At 63.1% G+C, this 22,623-nt stretch carries 20 protein-coding genes; 8 read left to right on the top strand and 12 right to left on the bottom strand.

Features of this window, described 5'->3' with window-relative positions:
• Positions 1 to 121: 121 nt before the first annotated feature.
• The 9 genes from QQW98_RS05585 to QQW98_RS05545 all read right to left on the bottom strand — a co-directional run bounded on the left by QQW98_RS05585 (position 122) and on the right by QQW98_RS05545 (position 9,320).
• Positions 122 to 1,066: a cation diffusion facilitator family transporter gene (locus tag QQW98_RS05585; protein WP_290136542.1), complete on the bottom strand. Its 945-nt coding sequence runs from the start codon at positions 1,064 to 1,066 to the stop codon at positions 122 to 124.
• On the bottom strand, positions 1,063 to 1,701 hold the full coding sequence (locus QQW98_RS05580) for a cation diffusion facilitator family transporter (protein ID WP_222136596.1): 639 nt from the start codon (positions 1,699 to 1,701) through the stop codon (positions 1,063 to 1,065). Before QQW98_RS05580 ends, QQW98_RS05585 begins: the two co-directional genes overlap by 4 nt.
• Entirely contained in the window at positions 1,698 to 2,069 is a 372-nt protein-coding gene (locus QQW98_RS05575) for a SpoIIAA family protein (protein ID WP_232725745.1), read from the bottom strand. Before QQW98_RS05575 ends, QQW98_RS05580 begins: the two co-directional genes overlap by 4 nt.
• A 22-nt stretch (positions 2,070 to 2,091) precedes the next feature.
• Positions 2,092 to 5,355, bottom strand: a complete 3,264-nt coding sequence (locus tag QQW98_RS05570; protein ID WP_290136876.1) for an efflux RND transporter permease subunit — start codon at positions 5,353 to 5,355, stop codon at positions 2,092 to 2,094.
• Positions 5,356 to 5,413: 58 nt separating this feature from the next.
• A complete protein-coding gene (locus tag QQW98_RS05565) occupies positions 5,414 to 6,559 on the bottom strand; it encodes an efflux RND transporter periplasmic adaptor subunit (protein ID WP_290136541.1) in 1,146 nt (381 codons plus the stop codon).
• An 11-nt stretch (positions 6,560 to 6,570) separates the two neighbouring features.
• Complete coding sequence (locus tag QQW98_RS05560) at positions 6,571 to 7,824, bottom strand: TolC family protein (protein ID WP_290136540.1); 1,254 nt, start codon at positions 7,822 to 7,824, stop codon at positions 6,571 to 6,573.
• Between the two features lie 65 nt (positions 7,825 to 7,889).
• The gene (locus QQW98_RS05555) at positions 7,890 to 8,228 is read right to left on the bottom strand and encodes a hypothetical protein (RefSeq protein ID WP_166777743.1); all 339 of its coding nucleotides are present in this window, start codon (positions 8,226 to 8,228) and stop codon (positions 7,890 to 7,892) included.
• An 83-nt stretch (positions 8,229 to 8,311) separates the two neighbouring features.
• Entirely contained in the window at positions 8,312 to 8,707 is a 396-nt protein-coding gene (locus QQW98_RS05550; RefSeq protein ID WP_290136539.1) for a DUF3703 domain-containing protein, read from the bottom strand.
• On the bottom strand, positions 8,700 to 9,320 hold the full coding sequence (locus tag QQW98_RS05545; protein WP_290136538.1) for a cation transporter: 621 nt from the start codon (positions 9,318 to 9,320) through the stop codon (positions 8,700 to 8,702). Before QQW98_RS05545 ends, QQW98_RS05550 begins: the two co-directional genes overlap by 8 nt.
• Before the next feature lie 67 nt (positions 9,321 to 9,387).
• Here QQW98_RS05545 and QQW98_RS05540 point away from each other — a divergent pair, with 67 nt between their 5' ends.
• Positions 9,388 to 9,786: a MerR family transcriptional regulator gene (locus tag QQW98_RS05540; RefSeq protein WP_290136537.1), complete on the top strand. Its 399-nt coding sequence runs from the start codon at positions 9,388 to 9,390 to the stop codon at positions 9,784 to 9,786.
• Positions 9,787 to 10,200: 414 nt separating this feature from the next.
• Here QQW98_RS05540 and QQW98_RS05535 read toward each other — a convergent pair whose 3' ends face one another.
• The 3 genes from QQW98_RS05535 to QQW98_RS05525 all read right to left on the bottom strand — a co-directional run bounded on the left by QQW98_RS05535 (position 10,201) and on the right by QQW98_RS05525 (position 13,961).
• Complete coding sequence (locus tag QQW98_RS05535) at positions 10,201 to 10,848, bottom strand: hypothetical protein (RefSeq protein ID WP_290136536.1); 648 nt, start codon at positions 10,846 to 10,848, stop codon at positions 10,201 to 10,203.
• A complete protein-coding gene (locus QQW98_RS05530; RefSeq protein WP_290136535.1) occupies positions 10,848 to 11,342 on the bottom strand; it encodes a hypothetical protein in 495 nt (164 codons plus the stop codon). The genes QQW98_RS05535 and QQW98_RS05530 overlap by 1 nt, the downstream gene beginning before the upstream one ends.
• A 282-nt stretch (positions 11,343 to 11,624) precedes the next feature.
• The gene (locus QQW98_RS05525; RefSeq protein WP_290136534.1) at positions 11,625 to 13,961 is read right to left on the bottom strand and encodes a hypothetical protein; all 2,337 of its coding nucleotides are present in this window, start codon (positions 13,959 to 13,961) and stop codon (positions 11,625 to 11,627) included.
• A 510-nt stretch (positions 13,962 to 14,471) separates the two neighbouring features.
• Here QQW98_RS05525 and QQW98_RS05520 point away from each other — a divergent pair.
• The 7 genes from QQW98_RS05520 (at position 14,472) to QQW98_RS05490 (ending at position 22,345) form a co-directional block, all read left to right on the top strand.
• Entirely contained in the window at positions 14,472 to 15,281 is an 810-nt protein-coding gene (locus tag QQW98_RS05520) for an RNA polymerase sigma factor (RefSeq protein WP_290136533.1), read from the top strand.
• Positions 15,274 to 15,864, top strand: a complete 591-nt coding sequence (locus tag QQW98_RS05515; RefSeq protein WP_290136532.1) for a hypothetical protein — start codon at positions 15,274 to 15,276, stop codon at positions 15,862 to 15,864. Before QQW98_RS05520 ends, QQW98_RS05515 begins: the two co-directional genes overlap by 8 nt.
• 3 nt (positions 15,865 to 15,867) lie before the next feature.
• A complete protein-coding gene (locus QQW98_RS05510) occupies positions 15,868 to 19,269 on the top strand; it encodes a UvrD-helicase domain-containing protein (RefSeq protein WP_290136531.1) in 3,402 nt (1,133 codons plus the stop codon).
• Positions 19,270 to 19,357: 88 nt separating this feature from the next.
• On the top strand, positions 19,358 to 20,101 hold the full coding sequence (locus QQW98_RS05505; RefSeq protein ID WP_290136530.1) for a multiubiquitin domain-containing protein: 744 nt from the start codon (positions 19,358 to 19,360) through the stop codon (positions 20,099 to 20,101).
• Entirely contained in the window at positions 20,101 to 20,484 is a 384-nt protein-coding gene (locus QQW98_RS05500; protein ID WP_290136529.1) for an E2/UBC family protein, read from the top strand. Before QQW98_RS05505 ends, QQW98_RS05500 begins: the two co-directional genes overlap by 1 nt.
• A complete protein-coding gene (locus tag QQW98_RS05495; protein WP_290136528.1) occupies positions 20,481 to 21,827 on the top strand; it encodes a HesA/MoeB/ThiF family protein in 1,347 nt (448 codons plus the stop codon). Before QQW98_RS05500 ends, QQW98_RS05495 begins: the two co-directional genes overlap by 4 nt.
• Positions 21,824 to 22,345: a DUF6527 family protein gene (locus QQW98_RS05490; protein WP_290136527.1), complete on the top strand. Its 522-nt coding sequence runs from the start codon at positions 21,824 to 21,826 to the stop codon at positions 22,343 to 22,345. The genes QQW98_RS05495 and QQW98_RS05490 overlap by 4 nt, the downstream gene beginning before the upstream one ends.
• Positions 22,346 to 22,623 lie beyond the last annotated feature (278 nt).

Genomic DNA, 22,623 nt, shown 5'->3' with positions numbered 1-22,623 from the left:
CGGACACCGGAGTGCCTAGCATTGCGCGATGCCAAACGCTTGGTATCTAGCTCTCGCCGGCAGCTTTTCGTTTTTACGCGGAATGTCCCGCCCTACAAACTCGAGCGCCCCGTCGCCTTCCTCAGAACCTTCCAGAATGCCCGGCTTGGGCTATCAACCCTTCATCGCAGTCCGCTGCTAGGCAAGCTTCCAGCGTTGCATGCTCGATGTTGAAACGAGAGGAGACGTGCTGTCGCACCGTTCGCTTCAGGTCTTCGAACCGTTCGAGTGACGGGCTGGATGGCACGATATGCACTTCGAGAGCACGGCGGTGCTCTCCCAGGTTCCAGACATGCAGATGGTGGATGCTCTCGACCCCATCGATCGCCTCGAGTTCGTCCATGATTTCTTGCAGCTCGACGTCATCTGGCACCGCACCCATAAGCAGGCGAACCGTGCGCGGCATTAACGAAAGCCCCTGCCAGATCACATAGGCGGCGATGATGACGGTGATGACCAGATCGGCCACGTAGAGATCGTATAGCAGGATCAGGACCCCTGCGACGATCACACCGACAGAGGCCATGGCATCGGACACATTGTGCAGGAACGCCGCCTTCATGTTGATGCTGTCCTTGGCGCCGCGGTGGGTGATGAAAGCGGTCACCAGATCGATCACCAATGCCACGCCCGCAACGGCGATCACCGTCCATCCTTCGATTGGTTGCGGATCGGCGAAGCGGTTGATCGCTTCCACGAGCAGATAGAAGCCGATGATGAGCAGCGTCGTCAGGTTGATGAGCGCAGCGACGACCTCGCCCTGCGCATAACCGAACGTCATCCGTCTGTCGGCGGGACGCCTGCCGATCCTTCGGGCGAACCACGCGAGGCCGAGCGAGGCGGCGTCACTGAAGTTGTGAAGGGCGTCGGCAATGAGAGCGAGCGAACCCGAGACTATCCCGCCGACGATCTGAGCGAGCGTGAGCAGGACGTTGATCGCGACCGCGAAGATCAGCTGGCGATCGCTCAGGTTCTCCTCGCCGTGGCTGTGGCCGCCATGCCCACCATGTGTGTGTTGATTGCTCATGTCCGGAACTGATCCCCCTTCCGATGCTCGCTTCCTTCCTCGTCATGGATATCCATGTGGGCATCGCGCAGGATCTGGATGCCGCCATAAAGGGCAATGCATGCCACAGCGACGCCTACCACCAGGTCGGGCCAATTAGCGCCGGTAAGCATCACGACGATGCCTGCGATGATGATCCCGCCATTGGCGATGAAATCATTGAAGCTGAAGGTCGTCGCTGCGCGCATGCTGACGTCCTTGTCCTCCGTCCGCTGGAGCATCCGCAGGCAGATAAGGTTCACCACGGCTGCGACTGCCGCCATCGCGAGCATCATAAATCCACCTGGCTCCGAGCCTTCCACGAACCGACGCACGGCATCGGCAATGACACCTGCCGCGAACACCAAGAGCATGACCCCGGAGAACCGCGCCGCACCACGCTGCCAGATGCGCGAGCGGGCCAGCGCGAGCAGGCTGAGCGCATAGACTATCGCGTCGGACGAGTTGTCGAGCCCGTTCGCCAAGAGCGCGTTCGAGTCCGCGAAGTAGCCGACGACGAAAAACCCGATTGCGATCGCAACGTTCAGCCAGAGCACGACCCACAGCGTCCGGCGCTTCCCGGCCGAACCGAGATCGATATCATGGTCACCACTCATGCCGTGTCCTCCCCGGAGCGGACCCAGCTCTCGGCAACCTGATGCTGGGAGGATTCAAAGAATTTCATTTCGGCGCGGAAGAGCGGATCGGAGAGTCTGGTGCCCCACTCTTCCCATTTCGCATCGCCGACGATGGCGATCCTGCCGAAGCTGTCCTGATGACGCGCGTCGAACTTGAGATCGCGCCATAGTCCGGGCAGATCCCAGCCTGCAAAATCGGACGCGAGTTCGATTACAATCGGCAGCTTGCCGGGCTTTCGCCCGACAAGCTGTTCGAACCGAGGCACGAAGTCATCGTAGTCCGAGCTTTCGAGTTGGCCACTCGCGCGTATCCGCAGCAGTCCGTTCTCTTCGTCTATCTTCAACATCGTATTCTCCTTTCCCGGACCATCATGCGATGTCCGTCAGTTCGCGCTGCTCGTCGCTGGTCACGTTTCGACGCAGGCGATCCCACCACTTCTCGCGCCAGCTGCGCTCATCGTCCGATCGATTGAGCACGAGCCGCGCGATCGCGGGCAGGACGAAGAGCGTGAGCGCGGTCGCGGTAATCAATCCGCCGATCACGACAGTGGCGAGCGGACGCTGGACTTCCGCGCCCGTGCCGGTCGCAAGGGCCATCGGCACGAAGCCGAGCGAGGCCACCAAGGCTGTCATCAGCACCGGTCGCAGCCTCGCCAGTGCGCCATCGGAGATCGCCTCATCGAGAGGCATTCCCTTGTCGAGGCGCTGGCGTATCGCGGTCATCATCACGAGGCCATTCAATACCGCGACCCCCGATAGGGCGATGAACCCCACTGCGGCCGACACCGAGAACGGCATCCCCCGTAGGGCAAGCGCGAAGACCCCGCCTGCCAGCGCCATCGGGATCGCGCTGAACACCGCCAGCGCTGGCACCCATCCGCCGAGCGCCATGAACAGGAGCAGCAGCACCAGCGCGAAGCAGACCGGAACGACGAGGGCGAGCCTTGCCTGCGCGGCCTGGAGGTTCTGGTATTGTCCGCCCCATTCGATGAAGGAGGCGGCCGGCAATCCGACGTTCTCGGAGACGCCTGCGCGAGCCTCCTCGACGAACGAGCCGAGATCGCGCTCGCGCACGTTCGCCGACACGATCACCAGTCGGCGACCCTGCTCCCGGCGAACCTCCGCGAGACCATCGACCACCTGGAAATCCGCCAGTGTGCGAAGCGGAACCGTGACCCCGCTTTCGAGGACTATGGGAAGAGCTCCGAGCTGATCGAAATCGTCCCGGGTCGCATCCTCGAGCCGCACGACGACATCGAACCGGCGGTCACCCTCGAATACCAGCCCCGCTGGCCGACCACCCAGCGCGATGGCAACGGATTGCGCGACCTCCTCCACGGTCAGACCGTATCGGGCGATCGTCGGACGATCGAAGGCGATGTCCAGCGTAGGAAAGCCAGTGACCTGCTGGACCTTGACGTCTGCAGCACCCTCGACGCCGCGCAGCACCTCGGCCACTTCTCCGGCTGACCGGGTCAGTGCGGTCAGGTCGTCTCCGTAGAGCTTGACCGCCACGTCGCCGCGAACACCCGCGATCAGCTCGTTGAAGCGCAGTTCGATGGGTTGGCTGAACTCGTAGAGGTTGCCCACCAGACCGCTGAGCGACTCCTCCATCTGCGCGACGAGTTCATCCTTCGACAGGTCGGGATCGGGCCACTCTTCGCGCGGCTTCAAGATCACGTAGGCGTCGGACGCGTTCGGCGGCATCGGATCACTCGCGACCTCGGCCGTGCCGGTGCGCGAGAAGACCAGCTCCACCTGCGGGAAGGTCTCGAGCCTGTCCTCCACCTGTCTCTGCATGGCGAGCGAGCGCTCGAGCGAAGTCGACGGTATCCGCAGCGACTGAACCGCGATGTCGCGCTCATCCAGCTGCGGTGTGAACTCACTGCCGAGAAGGGTGAACACGAAAGCCGCTACGGCGAAGAGTCCGGCGCCCGCACCGATCACCGGCCAGGGACGTGCGATGGCGCGGCGCACTGCCGGGCCATAGCGTTCCTTCGCCATCCGAACGGGCTTGACCTCCTTCTCGGTCAGCTTGCGATTGAGGAGCACCGCGATCATCGCCGGCACGAAGGTCAGGGACAGCACGAAGGCGGAGGCGAGTGCCAGCATGACCGTGATGGCCATTGGCGAGAACGTCTTGCCCTCGACCCCCGTGAAGGTGAGAAGCGGCGCATAGACCAAGAGGATGATCGCCTGACCGTAGACGGTCGGCTTGATCATCTCCTGTGCAGCCAGCCGTGTCTCCGTCAGCCGTTCGCCGAGGCTGAGCAATCTACCTTCACGGTGCTGCCTGGCGGCGAGCCGCGCGACGCTGTTCTCGACGATGATAACGGCGCCATCGACGATAAGCCCGAAGTCCAGTGCCCCGAGGCTCATCAGGTTGCCGGAGACTCCAAGCCTGTTCATTCCCACGGCGGCCATCAGCATGGATATCGGAATGACCAATGCGGCGATGATCGCAGCACGGATATTGCCGAGCATCAGGAACAGGACTGCGATCACCAGAAGCGCGCCCTCGACGAGATTCTTCTCGACCGTGGCGATGGTCGCATCGACGAGCGACGAGCGGTTGTAGACGATCTCGGCGACCACTCCGGCAGGGAGCGAGGCGCGGACTTCTTCCAGTCGCTCAGCCGAGGCGGCAGCCACGGTGCGGCTGTTCTCGCCGCTGCGCATGAGGACCGTGCCCACGACCGCCTCCTCTCCATTGAGCGAGGCAGCACCGGTTCGCAGATCGCCGCCGATGCGAACCGAGGCGACATCCCCTATCCGGATCGGAACACCCTCGCGGGTCGCGACCACCGCCTGTTCGATGTCCTGGGTGCCCCCAAGCCGCGCATCGACGCGGACGAGCAGAGCCTCTCCGGCACGATCGACAAAGTTGGCGCCTTCGGCGAGGTTCGCCGCTTCCAGAGCATCGATCAGGGTGTCGAACGACAGGCCGTAGCCGGTGAGACGAGCAGGATCGGGCTGGACCAGAAACTGCTTCTCATAGCCGCCGATCGAATCCACCCCGGCAACACCGTCGATGGAGCGCATGAGCGGAGCAACGACCCAGTCCTGCACCGTGCGAAGATAGGCTGCCTTGGCGACCTCGGTGTCGAGGCGATCACCGCGTTCGGTGATGAAGCTCCTGTCCGACTGCCAGCCTGTTCGACCACCCTTGGGCGCATCGCGACCTCCCGGATACTCGTATTCGATCGTATACATGAGCACCTCGCCCAGGCCGGTCGAGATCGGTCCCATCGTGGGCTCCGCTCCTTCCGGCAGCGACGCACCGATCGGGGCTAGCCGTTCGTTCACTTGTTGCCGTGCGAAGTAGATGTCGGTGCCTTCTTCGAAGATCGCGGTGACCTGGCTGAAGCCGTTACGCGAGATCGAGCGGGTCATCTCGAGCCCCTCGATCCCGGCAAGCCCGGTCTCGATGGGGAATGTCACCTGCGTCTCCACCTGCGACGGGGAGAGCGCGGGCGCGCTGGTGTTGATCTGCACCTGCGTGTTGGTGATGTCCGGCACCGCATCGATCGGCAGGCGCAAAAGGTTCATGGCGCCGTAGATCGCGGCGAAGACGGTGAGGACGATGACCGCCCAGCGGAACCGCACGGCGATGTCGAGGATAGCCCCGATCAAACCGTGGCGATGGCTGGCCGAACCGGTGTGGTTTCCCACCTCGGGCGTGGGCCGTGTCTCAGTGACCATGTTCGGCGCCCTCCTTCCCGAGTTCGGCCTTGAGCAGGAAGGCGTTGGCGACAGCGATCCGCCATCCCTCCTGGAGGCCGGAGAGAATTGTCACCATGCCCGCAGACCGAGTTCCGACTTGGACCTCGCGGGCCTGGAACCCGGTCTTCGTCCGGACAAAAACGACATCGCGCCCCTCGACCACCTGGATAGCGTCCTCCGGCACCGCGATGCGGTCGCGGTCGATCTCACCCGAAGGTCTGATCCGCGCCTGGAGAAACGCGCCCGGCTGAAGGCCAGGAATACCGCGCGACAACGACAGGACCGCAGTGGCACTGCGGCTTTCAGGATCGAGAGAAGGCGTGACCGAACGCACCCGGGCGCCAATTTCGCGGCCATCGCCGACGACCAGCACGGCCTCGTCACCAGGCTGGATGCGGGAGGCTTCAGCGGAAGGGAGCGCCACCTCGATCTGAAGCCCGTTCGGATCGACCACGCTGTAAAGCTCCTCGCCGGCGTTCACGAAGGCTCCGAGCACAATGGGTGCCGCGGTGATTCTGCCGGCCAGAGGAGAGGTGACTGCCAGCGATCGCCCATCACCGCTGACACCGGCTGCTGCTACCGCCGCCTGCGCCCGTTGCAATTCCGAACGCGCTACGCTGAGATTGGCTTGCGCGGCTTCCAGGTCCTGGCGGGCGGTGACGTTTGCTTCGAACAACCGCCGTTCGCGTTCGTAGGCGGCCGACAGCTCGCCCACCCGCGCACGCGCGGCACTGAGCTGCGAGGCGAGAGCCGCAGCGTCCGCGCTTTCGATGCGGGCGACGGTTTCCCCGCGCGACACATAGTCGCCGAGCGTCTTGCCCACCGAGCGAACGACGCCAGAAGCACGGGCGTCGATCCGCGCGGAAGCGGTGGGGCTTGCAGCGACGGTCGCCGGGAAGACGAGCTCGACAGCGGCGCCAGACCGCACGGCGGTCAGCTGTATCGCGGCCTCGCTGATCTGCTCCTCGCTCAGCGTGACCACCCCCTCGGGTGTCTCCGCCTCCGCTTCCTCCTCCGTATGGACGTCGACTTTGGCGGTCGGCCAGAAGATCAGCGTCAGCGCGCCGATCGCGATTACGATACCGACGAGGATCGCCAGATTTCTGCGTGTCATGGATGTATCTTTCATTGTGCGGCCAGCCCGATCAGTTCGGCTGCGGCCAGGCCCCTCTGTTCGCGGGCGGCGATGAGCGCCTCGCGGATCGTGTCACGCGCCTCGGCGGCAGCGAGAACTTCGATCAGGGGGAAACGGCCGTTGCGATATCCGATGCTCACGAGGCGCAGCGCCTCCTCCGCCTGCGGGAGCGATGTTTGCGACAGGGTGTCGACGCGCGCTTCGGCACCAAGATACCTCGCCCGGGCGGTGGCGACCGCCTGCTCGTAGTCGGCGAGGGCCACGGCTTCGCGAGCGTTCGCTGCACGCAAAAGAGCCTCGGCAGCCGCAACGTTGCCCTGGTTGCGATCCCGAAAGGGAAGCGGGATCGAAACACCGACGAGGAAGGCGTTGTCGCCGCTTTCCCCGAAGCGCCGCACGCCCGCGGAGACTGTCGGATCCGGAATACGCAGACTTCGCTGCCGCTCAATTTCCGCTGCAGCAGCCGTGCTTTCGGCACGCGCGACCCTGTAGGTCAGACTTTCCGTCGCCCCGGCCATTAGGGAGGCGGGCGGAAGAACATTCGGAAATTCCGCCGGAACGAGCGGCGCTTCACCGCCCGCCCATAGAGCGGCGAGCGCAGTTCGAGCCGACAGGCTCTCCGCCTCGGCCTCGACCAGATGTGCGCGCGCTTCGGCGAGGGCTGCATCCGCTCTCAGCGCGCGCAGAGGCGGCTCGCGGCCGACTTCCACAAGGACGCCAGCTATACGCGCCAGTTCTTCATTGCGCGCGACCACATCCTGCGCAAGTTCGACCCTGGCAGCTGCGGCAACAGCTGTGAGGTATCGCTCGCGCACCAGTTGGCCGAGTTCGACCGTGGTCAGATCGGCCCTGAGGGATGCGAGTTCCGCCTGGGCTTCAGCCGCATCGACCCGGGCAGAACGCTTGCCGCCGAGCTCCAAACGCTGGCCGACGGAGAGCGTATATTCGGTAGACTGGAGACCCGAGAATGCCCCGCTGCCAGCGACGTTCTCGACCTCAAAGGACACTTCGGGATTAGGCCGGAGACGGGCTTGATCGACAAGCGCGACCGCCGCGTCTGTTTCAGCGCGGGGCCCCACGAGGCGGGGGTTGGTGGTGGCGGTATCGGCCTCAGCGGCGACCCCGCTGAGTTCAAGGGCGTCGTCGAGCGTGACGACACGCGGGTCCTGCGCGCTGACAGGTCCCGTGGACAGGGCGAGTATCAGCCCCCAGAGGGGGGCTGCTCGCCACGATATGGCGAACATGGATGGGTATTCCTCTTCTGACGTTCAGTTCGGCATCGGAAAACAGGTCCGACGCGCGGCGAACGTCAGCCGCGAGGAGGGGGCGTTGCCAGTTCGGTCAAATTGGACGCAAAAGAGGGCTGGTCGCCAGCGCGCAGGGCACCCATGACCGAGCCAAAGGCAAAGACGTCAGATGACCGCCCGACAGCCTGCGAAGCATGATGGCAATGGCCATGAGCACAGGCGCCGTGCTTCTCCAGGCCACGATCATCATCGCCGGGCTCGTCGTGTTGCTCGAACTGCGATGCTACCGGAGGCTCCCCCGCGCATTCGGCCGCTTCCGCCACCGGAGCCCACAGCACACCGAATGCAGTGCACAGCGTGATTAGCTGAAGCAAGAGGGAGCGGGCGAAAAGCCGGGTCATAGGGTGTCCGGTAGCAGCGGAGGCTCGGCTGCGAAAGAACTATCTCGCCAAGTGGAATGTGATTTCATAACAATACCATCGATTTACGCATCGGTTTTCTTCGGCGTGCAATCATTACCGCACGGCGATTGACCAAGCACACGCCTCATCTCCGGTTCTATTTCCATCCTGGCGAATGCACTTACGTTCGAACGGCCACTGTTTCCGGTTGGAAGTCTGCTGGTGATGTTTCCTATGGGGGCAAGGGAAAGCCGGAATATCTGACCGAGAAGTTCGCGCCAATCACGCGTCTTCCACGCAAGCTCAAGCATACGCCAATGCGAGGCGCAGTGCGGTCCCAAGCAATCTTGGGCAACAACGTGAGCCCGCTCCAGATGGTGCCAGGCTTCTTCGAACTTCTGCTCCTCCATGGCTTTGTCCGCGCATCGGTATTCCTCTGCGAGAAATTCACCCCTGCTGGGAATTGCACCCCTATCCATGAGCTAGTTCCTGGCGTGCCTGGCCGAAGACTTCGACGCTGCCCCAGATCGCAAGCCCCGCCATGATCGCCGCCACAAGTAAATCGGGCCATGCTTGTTCTGTGCCGAACACCCCTAACGCCGCGCCAAGGACCGCAATGTTGCCGATCGCGTCATTGCGCGAGCAGATCCAGACCGATCGCATGTTGGAATCGCCTTCGCGGTAACGGAACAGCAACAGCGCGACGAATACGTTGACCACCAGCGCCATCGTTCCGATCACACCCATGGTCTGGGGCTCCGGATTCGACCCTACGACCAGGCCGTAGATTGCGTAGCCGATCACCCACAAGCCAAAAGCGAGCATGGTTGTGGCCTTCACGAGCGCGGCTTTCGTGCGCCAAGAGAGCGCTAGGCTCGCAACTCCAAGGCTGATCGCATAGTTGGCCGCATCGCCGAAGAAGTCGAGCGCGTCAGCCTGAAGTGCACGCGAGTCCGCGGCGACCCCAGCAACGATCTCCACCACGAACATCGCTGCGTTCGCGATCAGCGCGATCCAGAGTATCAGGCGCCAGCGTGGATTGTTGTGCGCAATGTCATTGGGTTCGGATGTCTGACAGCAGGACTTGCTCATGCCGCTCTCCTTGCAACGTTCGAGTCGCAGGAACATATGCACCTTGTAGCAACTACAAGGTCAAGCGATGCGTATAGGCGAACTGGCAAGGGCCACCGGCACGAAAGCGGAGACGATCCGTTACTACGAGCGCGAAGGAATCCTGCTAGCGGCCGACCGGACAGACAGCAACTATCGCGACTACTCCACCGACCATTTGGCGGCACTTACCTTCGTGCGCCGCGCGCGCGAGCTCGGGTTCAGCATGGCACAGGTTCGCGAACTGCTCGCCCTGTCCGATCACGACGAAAAGCCGTGCCTGGATGTCGACCTGCTGGTCCAGCAACAACTGGCCGAAGTCGAGCGCAAGATCGCCGATCTCTCCGCGCTGCGTGACGAGCTGGGACAGATGTTACGGTCCTGCCAGGCGGACAAGATCGGCGAGTGTCAGATCATCGGGAGCCTGGGGCGCCATGCCATAGCGTGAGGGCCCAACGGACGTCCGGTTTCGGGCGTTAAAGGGAAGGAGTAGAACGGCCGAAATGAGGGCGCAAAGCAGCCATAATGGTTTCAAAGAGTAAAGAGGCCGCCACCGCTAGACAGTGGCGGCCTCCAATTCTCTCTTTCCAGACGATATCCCGCAAGACCGGCATCCTGCGACATATTTGATCAATAGTGCCCGACGATCTCACATCTGATTATCGAAACATTGATGATGTCTGGCGCGACAACTTGCGAACGAACATTGTTGCAAGCCCTCATCAGACTTTGCACCACATTGCGCTTCCAGTGATGCGGATCTTCGGCCACAAATTGCGCTGATGTTGAGCGCTGATCTTATAGAAGATCTTGTCCGCGTAGAGTGGGTCCAAGCGAATCCTCCCAATCCAATCTGCGCACGTCACAAGCATTTATCGAGGTGGTCGTCCCAAAATTCGCGAAGGATATCCTGGCCTCCGTCGCGAAGCAGCTCCTGATCATATGCTCCGTGGGCTAGGCCAAGCCCCGTAAGCACCTTTGGCACGATACAAAGATGAGCATGCAAAGGATATGGGGCGCCGATAGCTCCGGGGGAATGTAAAATGACCACCGAAGCGACGTTACGAGCGTTGGCTAACGATACGGCGTAAGAACGCGCTCGCTCCCAACCCGTATGGAGGCGATCCACATCTCCCAAGGGCAGAGTAACGTATGTCAGGAGACCTGCTTCGGTGGGAGACGCGAATTCATCCGCTTGCCGTAGCAGGACGTCCGGATCACTCAGGAGGTCGTCCGCTTTGGCCGGAAGAACTACCTCAACCTTCTCGACGTTGGGGGTCCAGACTGAACGATCATCGACATTGATATGGGCACCCACATGGCATTTGCGCCAACCAAACTCATGCGCCGAATTCTCCCGCCCTCGAAATGTCTTGCGCAGAACTCCGAAAGTGAAACCATCAGTTGAACCCTGCGGGTTGGTGTAGAGCCAGCTCAGCGGGTTTTGCTCACTGACCTTCTGCGGTGATTTGGCCGCTTTCGCTCGCGGACTGCGTTTCTTGGCGGCCATCAGAACGACACCCCCTTGAGGAAGCGAGCGATTTCAGCATCCGCGCGCTGACATCCCATAAACAGCTCAGCTTCCGATGTCGGCGCTTGCCAGTGAACCTTAAGACCGTTCTCTCCGACGGACACATAATGCCCACCCCGCTGCGGAACGAGCCAAAACGAGTGATCGAACCGGCAAGGAAGCATTCGAGTCAAAAGCATCGGCTCGACTGGCGACGACAGCACGATGTCCGCTTCGCACGGACGCTCGCCAGACAACAACCTGAGCAGCAGAATATCGCGGTCCCGATCGACCGACGTTTTCAGCATTGCCAGATCCCTCCGCTCCGCATCTGCGGTGCCGCACAATACGAGACGACATTCGGGGACGTCGAGCGTGCCTTTCGGCAGGCCAGGTAGATTCCAAGTCGCCACTGTTGAGGCAGTCAACTCCATCAAAGGGATTGCGAGCAGCCGTTCGCATGGCGGGAAAGGCCGCGAGGTATGTTTAGACATATAGTATTTGCTTTCACTGGAGGGTCACCGGCCATCGTTGACCAGATCAGGCTGCCTAAATTTTCATCTTCAGGACAACTTCGCTTGCTCCGATCCAGCTTTCCTGACCGCAAGTTTTGCGGTCGCCTTTCTGACACTATCCTTCGCTTCCGCCTTTCTGGCTCAGTTATGCCGCGAAGCACATGGTGACGCGCACTGCTGCGTGGCGATTGGCCAAAAGTCCTTTACCGATGTCGAAAGAGCGCCCCGGGGACTTATGCGAGGAAACAGTCGTTCCGAGTGCTAGCGTTCGTGCCCCTTCTTGGGACTCTTCCAGTCCGCTATCGCCGACGAAACTTTCCCCTTGCTGAAAACAGGTTCCGGTGGGACGCGCTCTTCGATAAGTTTTTTATCACGCTCGTTATGCGAAGGAGCCGCCGGTCCCGCGCCGGGCTTACGAGTGAGCGGACCAGTGTCGGAGACGACTCCGCTGTTTAGCCGGTTAGGCTCGCTATTCGTTTGCAAGGTTCGCGTCGGCGGAACGACGGTCTTACCCAGAGTTGGCACCGCGGACGATTTGGAGCCGAGAGCTTCCATCGGCGTCAGGCCACCTGACGGTCGGGCAATCTGCGCCTTTTCCTTCTCCGCGATTGCTTGGGCCCGTTTAACGGCAGCCTGCCGTGCGTAATTTACGTCCAGATTATCCTTCCGCTTCGCGCCGACACTGGTTTCCAACTTCTTACGTGCCATCTCGGCTAAATCTTGTTTCGTCAGCGACTTTCCTGAAGCCGATCCGGGGTGCTCAGATCGTGAGAGTGACCTATCATCGCCGTTGATTTCTGTCTTTGTAGCAATTTCTGTTCTGTCCTTCTGGGCCCTAATGCCGGAAACGGGTGAATGGTCGGACGACAATGTGTTGCCCTTCGTCACATCCGTGCTTGAGGAGACGAACTTTTGGGTAGCCGAAGCCAGCGGCTTTTTTAGCTTGGCTTCCGGAGTGAGGGTTGGAGCCTTCGATGATGGCTGCAAAGCGTCGCCCTTAGCCAGAACACTATTGTTTCCACTGGCAAGTGCTTTCCGCTCCTTTCTGGGAGCTTGCTTCACCGTTGAATGATGGGGCGTCTCAATCCTCTCTTGAACTGACACGAGCCGAGGATCTTCTGGCGCTTTGCCGGATCGAGAAGAGACATTAGCCGCCCGCACGGAGCTCGTCGCTTCGACCCTTGGCTCCAAGTCTTTGCCTTCAGTAGATCGGACCGGCGCCAGCCTGTCGGTCGCTGGAATAGCCTTGATCAATGGCTGGGGCAGTTGCTGGGCAGATTTGGAAGCGTCACTGATGGTAGGGCGCGCCTCTGCGGATTCCGAGTTGAGCGGGACCTTGGCAATGGGAGACACCGGAACGGATCCTGCAAACATCTCTTCGAAGGCGGCGGAAGCCCGCGTGCTGTGTTGTTTGACCATGCGAGCCGTTCTGGCTCGATCGACCCTTTCCGCCATTTCGGACAGAACTGTTGCGCGCTGACGCTCATGTTCGGCGATCTCATGTGATTTCTTGCGAAGCTTGGACGTAACGCGCTCCTCCGCTTTTTTGATCGCCTGTTGAACACTCACGACGGTCGCACGAAGATCCGCCGCCATTGCGAGTAACCGATGGATCTCATCAACCTTCTGTTCTGCAGCGAGCAGACGCCGCTTCGCCCAAGTCTTCTTCTGACCGACCTTCGTTTGGGAGGAAGGTTCAAGCCCTCGTGCACCATTCGACAAGGCGGTATAGCGCTTGCCTATATGCGCAGCGTGCAGAGTCGCATTAATGTCGCGAACCACACAGCGCCTTCGCTCTCTGATGCCGTCCGCGGTATTGATATCGCTGACCTTGCTGATCCCGAATTCCCATTCGTGCGCGGCGATCCGTTCGGAAGGACGCAGGCTATACATTAGATGCAGATGGAAGTTACGCTGATCCCCGCCTCGGTCCGGTTTATGGATCGCAGCCACGTAAGCCAGACCTCGTCTCTCAAGCCGGGTGGCAATCCGCCTCACCATCCGCCGACGAAGGCGCGGGGAAGCCTCGCATGGAAGCTCAATAATCTCGGCGACGTAGACATTGGCGTTTGCGCGATCATGCCTCTCGGCGGCTTCGAGCACTCGCCAGAAGTTGCGAAGTTCGTTTCGATCATCTGCGACGTTGCTGTGCCAGCCGAGTTCGCCGTCCTCCAAGCTCTCGTGCGCGGTGATGTAGAGACTGGCACGCTCTGCTTCACCGGCGCGCCAAAAGCGGCCTTTCTTTGACGCAAAGCCACGCGGCACGAAGTCGAAGTGAATCGAAGACAGTCCGTCCGCGCCGCGCTGGGAGTTGGCGCCCCAGGTCCCAGCGTAGACTTCTTTGATGCTCCTGTTGGTCAGCTTGCGCGGTGTGCGGTTTGACCCACGGTATCGATCTTCTGGTGCGGCACGAACTCGCACCCGGCGCCGCATGAAGGCCTCGGCTTCGCGATCCGAAATCCGTTTGCGACGCCGACGCGCGCTCTCGGCGATCCTTTCTTCGCGCTCATTTGACTTACGCGTCTTCAGGTTCTGGGCGCTGCGAGCAGCGGCAATTGCGGCCCGCAACTCCGGCGATCCAATCCTGATTTGACGCATCGACAGCTGCACAGCGAGACCGGGCTTTCTGATCTTATTTCGAGGGGGGTGGGCGCATTTGGGTTTCTCGACAGAAAAACCCTTTGTTGCGCACCACCCCCTCTTCCTTCCTTGATCTAGGATAGCCTTACTGAGAGTGGTGCATCCTACCCCCGCGACGCTTGAGGTATCTCTTGGTGTTCCGACGATCATCTACGGGTGTGGGGCAGCCTTTATTCGGCTGTGACACCGTCAGCTTTGCGCCCTATTCAAAGTCTTAGGAGCGTCTGGTGTTGACCCCCGTTAGCGGATATTCTGAACCTGGTTTGTGACACAAAGAGACAATGAACCGCTCCTCTATCGAGGGCGTCGAACTTCCGCCTGCCGGACATTGCCACTTGGTCTAGGACCCGCCTCGCTCTATGAATTGGCCCGACAAAGTCTGAGTGGGAGTAGTCGTCCAGTCCGGCCTACCATTCGGGTATTTGGAAAAGTAGAACGCCGAACGGGCGAAAAACTCAGAGGGTGATCTTGCAGACACGGAAGGTAGAAAGGCTCACCAAGAGGAAAAGGGACGGCACTCCCTACACTCGACGTGTCGAAGTTGAGATCGCGCTGACATCGCTAGTCCACCTATCTCGCGATGAGATCCTCGAAAGGCTGAAGGTGCGAGACCCCACCTCGCCAAACCACGTGCAATCAGAGTGCATTGTTTATTTGATCCGTGCCACTCGTGACGACAACGATGAGCGGTATTTCAATGAACTATACCGAGAACTCATGCGGCGTTTGGCGTCCGCCCTTCCCCGCGTCGAGGGCGAGCGGGCCGGCGGTCCTGAGAACGTCGACGGGGCAGACGCACGGGATCGCGTGCGCGACATCTTCAGGCTCAGGCTGGTGGAGGATCGTGCGGCTCCTGGATCCGCGCTCGACTACTTCGAAGTCATGTTCTCGAGCGCGGTCGCCGCGTTGCGCAAGACCTCGATGGGCCGGGCGCGACGGCAGATGGCGAGGAGGGACGCCATCGACGACGAGGAGAGCGGCGAACCATCGATCGCGGTGGAGAAGGCTGTCGGTAGCCTCGACGTCCAACAGGAGTTGCTTTCCGACGACCCGAATTACCGGTTCAAGGTCGCGAAGGCGATCAGAACGCTACCAGACAAGCAACGCAGAGTTATCGAGATGCTCCTCCAACGCATGCCCATCGATTCGATCGACGACGATGTGCTCACCATACGCAAGGTCCTTGGCGTGAAGTCGGAGAAGACCGTTCGCAACAGACGCGACGCCGCCATCGCGACTATGCGGGAGCAACTCGGGATCGGAAGCCGGAATGACTGATCAATCCTACCATGACGCCGAGGAGATCCTGATGGCATTCGCCGTCGAACCGGAGCACGATCTGGGCACGCTGGAACGATACCTGCGCCTCTACCCCGAACTTGCCGAGGACCTGATTGACCTGTCGATGGAGCTGCGGCTCCAGCGCGCGACCGTAGATGTCTCGGAGCCCGTCGACGAGGCTTGGATCGAGGCATCGCTGGCGGATTTTCATGCCGCGGCGCCGGCACGCCCGGCAGCACAAGGAGCCGATCCGTTCGCCGCGGTCGCCTCCGACGAACTCGTCACCCTTAGGCGCTCGCTCGACGTCCCCAGTAGCGTCATACAAGGCTTCCGCTCCCGGACGGTGGACATCGCCACCGTCCCGGCCGGCTTCCTGGCGGACCTGGCGCGTGGCCTTCGCACCGGGGTCGGCGAGCTCAACGCCTTCCTTGCGGGTCCGCCGAGGCTGACCCCGGGCCTGAGCTACAAGTCCGACCACGCGCCGAGCGCGGACGGGGGCAAGGTGACCTTCGAGACGCTGCTCGAGCAGTGCAGAGTGCCGGAGGACAGGCGCAGGCAGCTGCTGAAGCCGCGGAACTGACCGGTGGACGCCGTCGAACTCGCTCGGCAGCGCGCCGCTGCCCTTCACGATGCGGCCGTCGCGGGTGGTGCGGACCCTTGGAACCCGATCGACATCGTCACGGCCGTCGCCGCCGACAGAGGTCTCGATGTCGAACCGGTCGACGCGGGAAGTCCCATCTTGGCTGGCGGCCGCGCGCATTTCGATCCGAGCGACCGGGCCATCCGCCACGAGGACACGGGTGACGCTTTCGCAAGGGCGTTTCTGATTGGTCACGAGCTTGGGCATGCCACGCTGGGTGACGACCGCGCGGAGCACACCGCCTTGGAGGTCGACCCCGCCCGTGCTGCCGAAGCGGCGCCGGTTGGGGAGGACCGGATCGTCGACTACAGTCGGCGGGAGCGCCGCGAGATTCAGATGGATCTCTTCGGTCGGGAGCTGATTCTTCCCCGCGCACGCGCGCGATTCCTGCATCTTGGCGGCATGACCGCGAGCCAAATAGCCGAACGTCTCGGCGCACCCTTCGATGTCGTCGCGATGCAGCTCCTTGACGTCCTACTGCTCCCCGAGATCGAAGCCGCTCCGCCACAGCCGCCGGCATCCCCACCCAAGCCCCTCAACCCGGAACAAGCCGAAGCCGCACGACATCGCGGCGCTCCCTACCTACTTGAGGCCGGACCCGGGACCGGCAAGACGCAAACGCTCGTCGGGCGCGTCGCCGATCTGGTCGACGGCGGTGTCGATCCGCGCTCCATCCTAGTGCTCACCTTTTCGAACAAGGCCGCCGGCGAACTCTCGGACCGGATTGCGGCGCTGCGCCCCGACGCCGCACCGGCAATGTGGATCGGCACCTTTCATGCGTTCGGGTTGGACATCGTGCGGCGCCACCATCGCCAACTAGGCTTCTCCAAGGAGCCCCGTATGATGGATCGAAGCGAGGCGATCGCCATTATGGAGCGCGAATACCTCGCCCTGAATCTCCAACACCACCGCGAATTCATGGATCCGGCGCGCCCGCTCAAGGAAATGCTTGGCGCGATGTCGCGGGCGAAGGACGAGGTCGCCGATGCCGAGCGCTTCGCCGCCCTCGCTCAACAGATGATAGACAACGCCATTGATGCGGACGCCCGCAAGGCGGGGGAGCGGTGCGCCGAGGTGGCGCTCGTCTACAGGAGATACGAGGAGCTGAAGCAAGCAGCCTGCGCGGTGGACTTCGGCGACCTCGTGGCACTGCCAGTGAAGCTACTCGACGACGATCCGCAGACGGCGGCCGCACTTCGCGCCATCTACTCACACATCCTCGTCGACGAGTATCAGGACGTGAACCGCAGCAGCGTCCGGCTCCTCCAAAAGCTCACCGACGCCGGCAGGAACCTCTGGGCCGTGGGAGACGCGCGGCAGGCTATCTACCGATTCAGGGGCGCCTCATCCTTCAACATGTCCCGGTTTGCGACGAACGACTTCCCGGGCGCATCGGTCGGCCGACTTCGCGTCAACTACCGCTCGACGCCCGAGATCGTCAGCGCGTTCTCCAGGTTCGGCGAGAGCATGCGGGCAGGCACCGGCGATGCATCGCTCGACGCCTTCCGCCCGTCCATCGGGATTGCACCCGAGCACGTCCCTTTTGGCGACAACGACGACGAGGCCGACGCGCTCGCCGACGAGATCGCGCGGATCTCACCGCAGGTGCCGTTTTGCGATCAGGCGGTGCTCTGCCCGGGGAACGATCGGCTCACCCGCGTCGGGCGTGAACTGGAACGGCGCGGCATTCCGGTGCTTTACCTCGGCAACCTGTTCGAGCGCCCTGAAGTGAAGGATCTCCTTTCCGTCCTCTCGCTGCTGGTCGACCGTCGCGCGATGGGCCTCGTCCGGAAGCCTACGCTCGAAGGGCTCGCGACGGGCCTGAGCCTTGCCGGCGCATCGGCAGTCGTAGAGAACCTGCGTGCCACTGACGCGGGGCCGATGGCGTGGGCGTCCGCGACGACTCGGGCGCCGCACCTGGGCCAGAGCGACGCTGACGCGCTCGATCGTGCCGCCGAAATGCTGGTCGGCTTCGGCATCGACGCGAGGCCCTGGACGGTGCTCGCCCACCTCCTGCTCGACCGGACGCGGACGGCCGCACTGCTCGACTCGGCGGATGACGTCTCAAGCCGCGCCATGGGCGTGGCGATCTGGCAGCTGATGGGCTTCCTGCGCGCGGAACGATCGGGACCCGGCCTACCGATCCAGCGCACCCTCGACGGGATCAGACGCCTCGTCCAACTCGCCGACGAGCGGGACCTCCGCCAGCTCCCTGCGGCGGCGCAGGGCATCGACGCCGTGCGGCTGATGACAATCCACGGCAGCAAAGGGCTCGAGTTCCCCGCAGTGCACGTCATGGGTCTCAACAAGAACGCGATGCCGAGCACGGCGCGCAAACCCGTCTGCCCGGTCCCGGACGGGATGATCGAGGGAGGACAGGGCGGCACCGTCGCCCTCGCCGCAGCAGACCACGCGCTCGAACAAGAATGCCTGTTCTACGTGGCCGCATCCCGCGCGCGCGACCGGCTGCTGCTGTATTCGGCCACCAGGACGGCGAAGGGGGCCCGGCGCGACGCCTCCCCCTTCATAGCCCGGCTGGGGGTGACGAACGCACGCCCGGCGATCGCGCATGCGGAACGTGCAGCCGATCCCGAGACCCTGCCGCTTCCGATCCGCATCGGGCCGCCTGTGCGCATCACCACCACGCAGCTGGACCTCTACTCCCGCTGTCCCCGCCGCTTCCTCTACACGCACGTCCTCGACGTGGGCGGGCGGCGCACGCCGACCACGATGAGCAGAATGCATGACCTCGTGCGAGGCGTGGTGAGGGAGCTCGCCGCCACCGATCCCTCCGCATCCTCGATGGCCGAGATGGAGGCGCTGCTCGAACTGCGCTGGTCCGAGGGTCCCCTCGCCACCGAGGAATATCGCCTCCATCGGGAGGTCGCCACGCTCCTCCTCCGACGCTTCGTGACGATCCGCTCGGGAGAGGCCCGCGCCGACGCGGGGCCGCTCGTGGCGTCGATCGGGGGCGACGAGGTGACCGCGGTCGCCGACGACGTCGTCACCGCGGGGGGCCGGCACGTGGCCCGCGTCGTCAGGACGGGGCACAGATCGTCTTCCACCGGCAAGGCGCTCGCCGACGCGGCCTTCCAGATGGCCGCCGCCGCGTCGCTGCCCGGCTGCGTCGTAGAGATCATCCACCTCGGCGATGACGAGCCGATCATCGCGCTTGCCTTTGACAGCAAGGCACTAGGCAGGAACCTAGGCAAGCTGACGGAGACCCTGGAGTCTATCGCCTCGGGCCGGTTCGAACCCGAGCGCTCCGACCGCACTTGCCCCTTCTGCCCCGCCTTCTTCACCTGCGGTCCCCTCGCCGAGGGGAACCTGCAAAAGAATTTCTGATCAGGATTACCGGTCGGCCCGGGCTGGCGAGATTGACCCTTCGAGACTGACGCAGATCCGCCGACGTCCGAAGAGGAAAAACAATACCATGACCATCATCGACCACCCCGACATCGACGACGTCGAGAGCGCCGTTCAGGAGGGCCGCGCGCTGCGTCCCGGGCGCTACCGCGTCTCCTTCGCGCTCGACGACCTCGCCTACCAGCCTATCGTCCTCGACGATCCCGTGCCCCTCGGCCGCCAGATCCTGAAGGCGGGCGGCATCAATGACGTCGACGGCCACGCGCTATTCATCATCACCCCCGAAGGCGACTTCGAGGACGTTCGCGCCGACGAGGAGGTGGACCTGCGCGACCGCGCCGCCCACCTGTTCGTCGCCTTCAGCACCGACCCGCTCTACCGCGTGAAGCTCAACGACAGCCGCATCGTGTGGGGCTGTCCCTCCATCCCGGAGGCGGTGCTTCGCTCGCTCGCCGGGATTGGCGACGACGAGGCCGTGTTCCTCGAGGTGCGCGGCGGCAAGGACAAGCTGATCGAGCCGGGCAGCGAGGCCAACCTCGCCGGCGCCGGCGTCGAGAAGTTCATCACCGCGCCTAACAGGGTCACCTACACCTTCTTCGTCAACGGCAAGCCCTACGAGACCGACAAGAAGAAGGTCACCGGCGAGCAGATCAAGGCGATGGTGCCCGACTGGGATCAGACCCACGACCTCTCCCTCGAAGGTGCGGGCGACGATCCCGATCGCATCATCGGCGACGACGAGACGGTCAGCCTCGATCCCAAGCACGGCGTTCGCCGCTTCTCGTCGGTCCCCAAGGCGAACTTCGGCTGATGTCGAGCATCCTCAGCATCCAGCTCGAGCAGCTGCGGGAACGCTTCGGCGAAGCGCACGACAACGCGATGGCGAGCGGCACCACGCTCGTCACCGTGCCGGGGGTGCGCCTGCCGGAGGGGTGGTCGAGGTCCTCGACCACCATCCGTTTCCTCGTCCCGCCCGGCTACCCCTTCACGCAGCTCGACTGCTTCTGGGCGGATCCCGACCTCCTCCTCGCCCACGGGGCCGCGCCGCAGAACGCGGCGCTGAACGTCATCCCCGAGACCCAACAGCAGGGCATGTGGTTCTCGTGGCACCTCGCGAGCGTCTGGAACCCGAACCGCGACACCTTGTCGACGTGGATGAACGTGGTGATCGACCGGTTGAGGCAGGTTCGATGAGCGGCCTGCGCTTCGCGGCGCTGGCCTATTCGGCGCTGGCCTCCCGCCTGCTCGACGCCAACGGTTTCGAGAGCTGCGCCATCGGCTACGCCCACCACGATCCGGTGAGCGGGTCCTGGATCGTCGCCGACGTCGCTCCCGTGCCAGACGACGCCTACGAACGCCGCGACTGCGTCTCGGCTGTCCTCCAGCCTGGTTTCCTGATCGACGTGGCCAATCGCAGTCGGATCACCGGTATGGCGGTCGTGGCGATCCACACCCATCCCGGCAGCCGCGGCAACCCGCACTTCTCCGCAACCGACGACGACGGTGAGGCCGAACTCGCGTCCTATCTCAACAGGCGCGGCGCACCGGTGCCACACGTCGCACTGGTGATCGGCTCGGAGGGCGCGCGCGCCCGCATCCTCGGCGGCGACGAGGATGTGCCGGTGTGGGAGGTGGGCGAGAAGCTCGTCCTCCACTCGCCGCTCGCAGGCGGGGCCTCTCACGGCCGTGACGACCGCCAAGTCCGCGCCTTCGGCGAACCGGGGCAGCGCCTGCTCCGCCGACTCCGCTTCGCGGTGATAGGCGCCGGCGGCACCGGATCGCTCGTATGCCAGCAGCTCGCCCACCTCGGCGCGTCGTGCATCACCGTCATCGATCCCGATCTCGTTGAGGAGACGAACCTCAATCGCCTCGTGGGCTCGATCCCCTCGGACGTGGGCCGGCCCAAGGTGAAAGTCGCCGAGCGCATGATCCGCGCCATCAACTCGGCCGCCAAGGTGATCCCGTTGCAGGCGGACATCGTAGACGAGCATGTCGCTGCCCTTTTGGCGACGTTCGAATTCATCCTCCTGTGCACAGACTCGCATGCCAGCCGCGCCGTAGTTAACCAGGCCGCCTACCAGCACTTGGTGCCCGTGATCGACATGGGCGTCAGCATCACGGTCGCAAACGGGGCGGTGAGCCACGTCACCGGACGGGTGCAGATGCTATCCCCCGGCCTCCCGTGCCTGACCTGCTGCGGCGCACTCGACGCCGACGCGATCCGTCGCGAGATGCAGACGCCGGAGCAGCGCGCAGCCGATCCATATGTCCACGGCGTGCGGGAGCCGCAGCCCGCCGTGCTCTCCATCAACTCGACGGTGAGCTCGCTCGCAATGACGATGGTCCTCGGCGCTGTGACGCCGGTGCCCGTCAAGCCGCGACACCAGACTTACGACGGCATCCGCGGAAGAGTCCGGGAGATGGCCGTGGCGGTGCAGCCGGGCTGCGTCGTGTGCTCCCACGCGGGCGCCTTGGCGAAGGGTGCGGCCTGGAGCCTGCCGGTCCGACCGGGTGCGAGCGAGGGAGACGGACGATGAGCCCGCCGACGCGCAAGGTGCGCTTGGTCGGCGACGCCGAATACCGGGATCAGGCTGAGGCGAACCTTGGCCAGCCGGGTGACGCATCGCTAATCCTCCGGGGAAGGCCGCGGGCGATCGTGATGGCCTGTCCCGACGGTTGCGGCGAGACGCTTGTCGTGAACCTGGACGGGCGCGTGGGGAAAGCATGGCGCTTCGACATGCGCGGCGGGCTGACCCTTTATCCTTCGGTGTGGCGGGAGGGCGGCTGCGGGAGCCACTTCATCGTTTGGCGTGGCCATATTCTGTGGTGCGGTCGCTTTGAACGAAATAATCTCGAACCCGACTACGATGCGGCAATCGAGCAGTTTGTCTTCGATGCCATGGATGTCGAGAAGCCCCGAGATGCGGTTCAGATCGCAGACGCCATCGACGAACTGATCTGGGACGTGAACCGCGCGGCTAATCGACTGGTTCGTCGCGGAGACGCCAAGTCGTGGAAGGCGGACGATCGATGGGTGTTTACCCGCTCAGTCTAGGTTGCGAGCCCGCCGGCATGGGAAAGAGAAGCAAGCCGGTTGACATGCAAAACCCCGCGATCATCGGTCGCTCGATGTCGACATAAAGGTGCTCTATTTGACTGCGGACGCGATGGACAGACATTTCACGGCTGAGTGGTTGTGCCACGCACTGAAGGGCAGATTTTGCCCTTTTCGAACGGAATGCTGCTAGTCCGCAGCCGGCCCAGCTTCTGCCACCTTTCAGAACCTGAATGATAGACCAGTGTCAGGATGCTGAGAAGCCACCGCAGAAGTAA

This window comes from Alteriqipengyuania flavescens (assembly GCF_030406725.1).
In the GTDB taxonomy this organism is placed as follows: Bacteria; Pseudomonadota; Alphaproteobacteria; order Sphingomonadales; family Sphingomonadaceae; genus Alteriqipengyuania_B; species Alteriqipengyuania_B flavescens.
The sequence above is the reverse complement of the archived record's forward strand: the minus strand, read 5'-3'. Positions and strand labels throughout refer to the sequence as shown.

Coding starts and splice junctions, on each gene's coding strand:
- QQW98_RS05585 (WP_290136542.1), bottom strand. CDS start 1,066: ATGAGCAATCAACACACACATGGTGGGCATGGCGGCCACAGCCACGGC.
- QQW98_RS05580 (WP_222136596.1), bottom strand. CDS start 1,701: ATGAGTGGTGACCATGATATCGATCTCGGTTCGGCCGGGAAGCGCCGG.
- QQW98_RS05575 (WP_232725745.1), bottom strand. CDS start 2,069: ATGTTGAAGATAGACGAAGAGAACGGACTGCTGCGGATACGCGCGAGT.
- QQW98_RS05565 (WP_290136541.1), bottom strand. CDS start 6,559: ATGACACGCAGAAATCTGGCGATCCTCGTCGGTATCGTAATCGCGATC.
- QQW98_RS05560 (WP_290136540.1), bottom strand. CDS start 7,824: ATGTTCGCCATATCGTGGCGAGCAGCCCCCCTCTGGGGGCTGATACTC.
- QQW98_RS05555 (WP_166777743.1), bottom strand. CDS start 8,228: ATGACCCGGCTTTTCGCCCGCTCCCTCTTGCTTCAGCTAATCACGCTG.
- QQW98_RS05550 (WP_290136539.1), bottom strand. CDS start 8,707: ATGGATAGGGGTGCAATTCCCAGCAGGGGTGAATTTCTCGCAGAGGAA.
- QQW98_RS05545 (WP_290136538.1), bottom strand. CDS start 9,320: ATGAGCAAGTCCTGCTGTCAGACATCCGAACCCAATGACATTGCGCAC.
- QQW98_RS05540 (WP_290136537.1), top strand. CDS start 9,388: ATGCGTATAGGCGAACTGGCAAGGGCCACCGGCACGAAAGCGGAGACG.
- QQW98_RS05535 (WP_290136536.1), bottom strand. CDS start 10,848: ATGGCCGCCAAGAAACGCAGTCCGCGAGCGAAAGCGGCCAAATCACCG.
- QQW98_RS05530 (WP_290136535.1), bottom strand. CDS start 11,342: ATGTCTAAACATACCTCGCGGCCTTTCCCGCCATGCGAACGGCTGCTC.
- QQW98_RS05525 (WP_290136534.1), bottom strand. CDS start 13,961: ATGCGTCAAATCAGGATTGGATCGCCGGAGTTGCGGGCCGCAATTGCC.
- QQW98_RS05515 (WP_290136532.1), top strand. CDS start 15,274: ATGACTGATCAATCCTACCATGACGCCGAGGAGATCCTGATGGCATTC.
- QQW98_RS05505 (WP_290136530.1), top strand. CDS start 19,358: ATGACCATCATCGACCACCCCGACATCGACGACGTCGAGAGCGCCGTT.
- QQW98_RS05500 (WP_290136529.1), top strand. CDS start 20,101: ATGTCGAGCATCCTCAGCATCCAGCTCGAGCAGCTGCGGGAACGCTTC.
- QQW98_RS05495 (WP_290136528.1), top strand. CDS start 20,481: ATGAGCGGCCTGCGCTTCGCGGCGCTGGCCTATTCGGCGCTGGCCTCC.
- QQW98_RS05490 (WP_290136527.1), top strand. CDS start 21,824: ATGAGCCCGCCGACGCGCAAGGTGCGCTTGGTCGGCGACGCCGAATAC.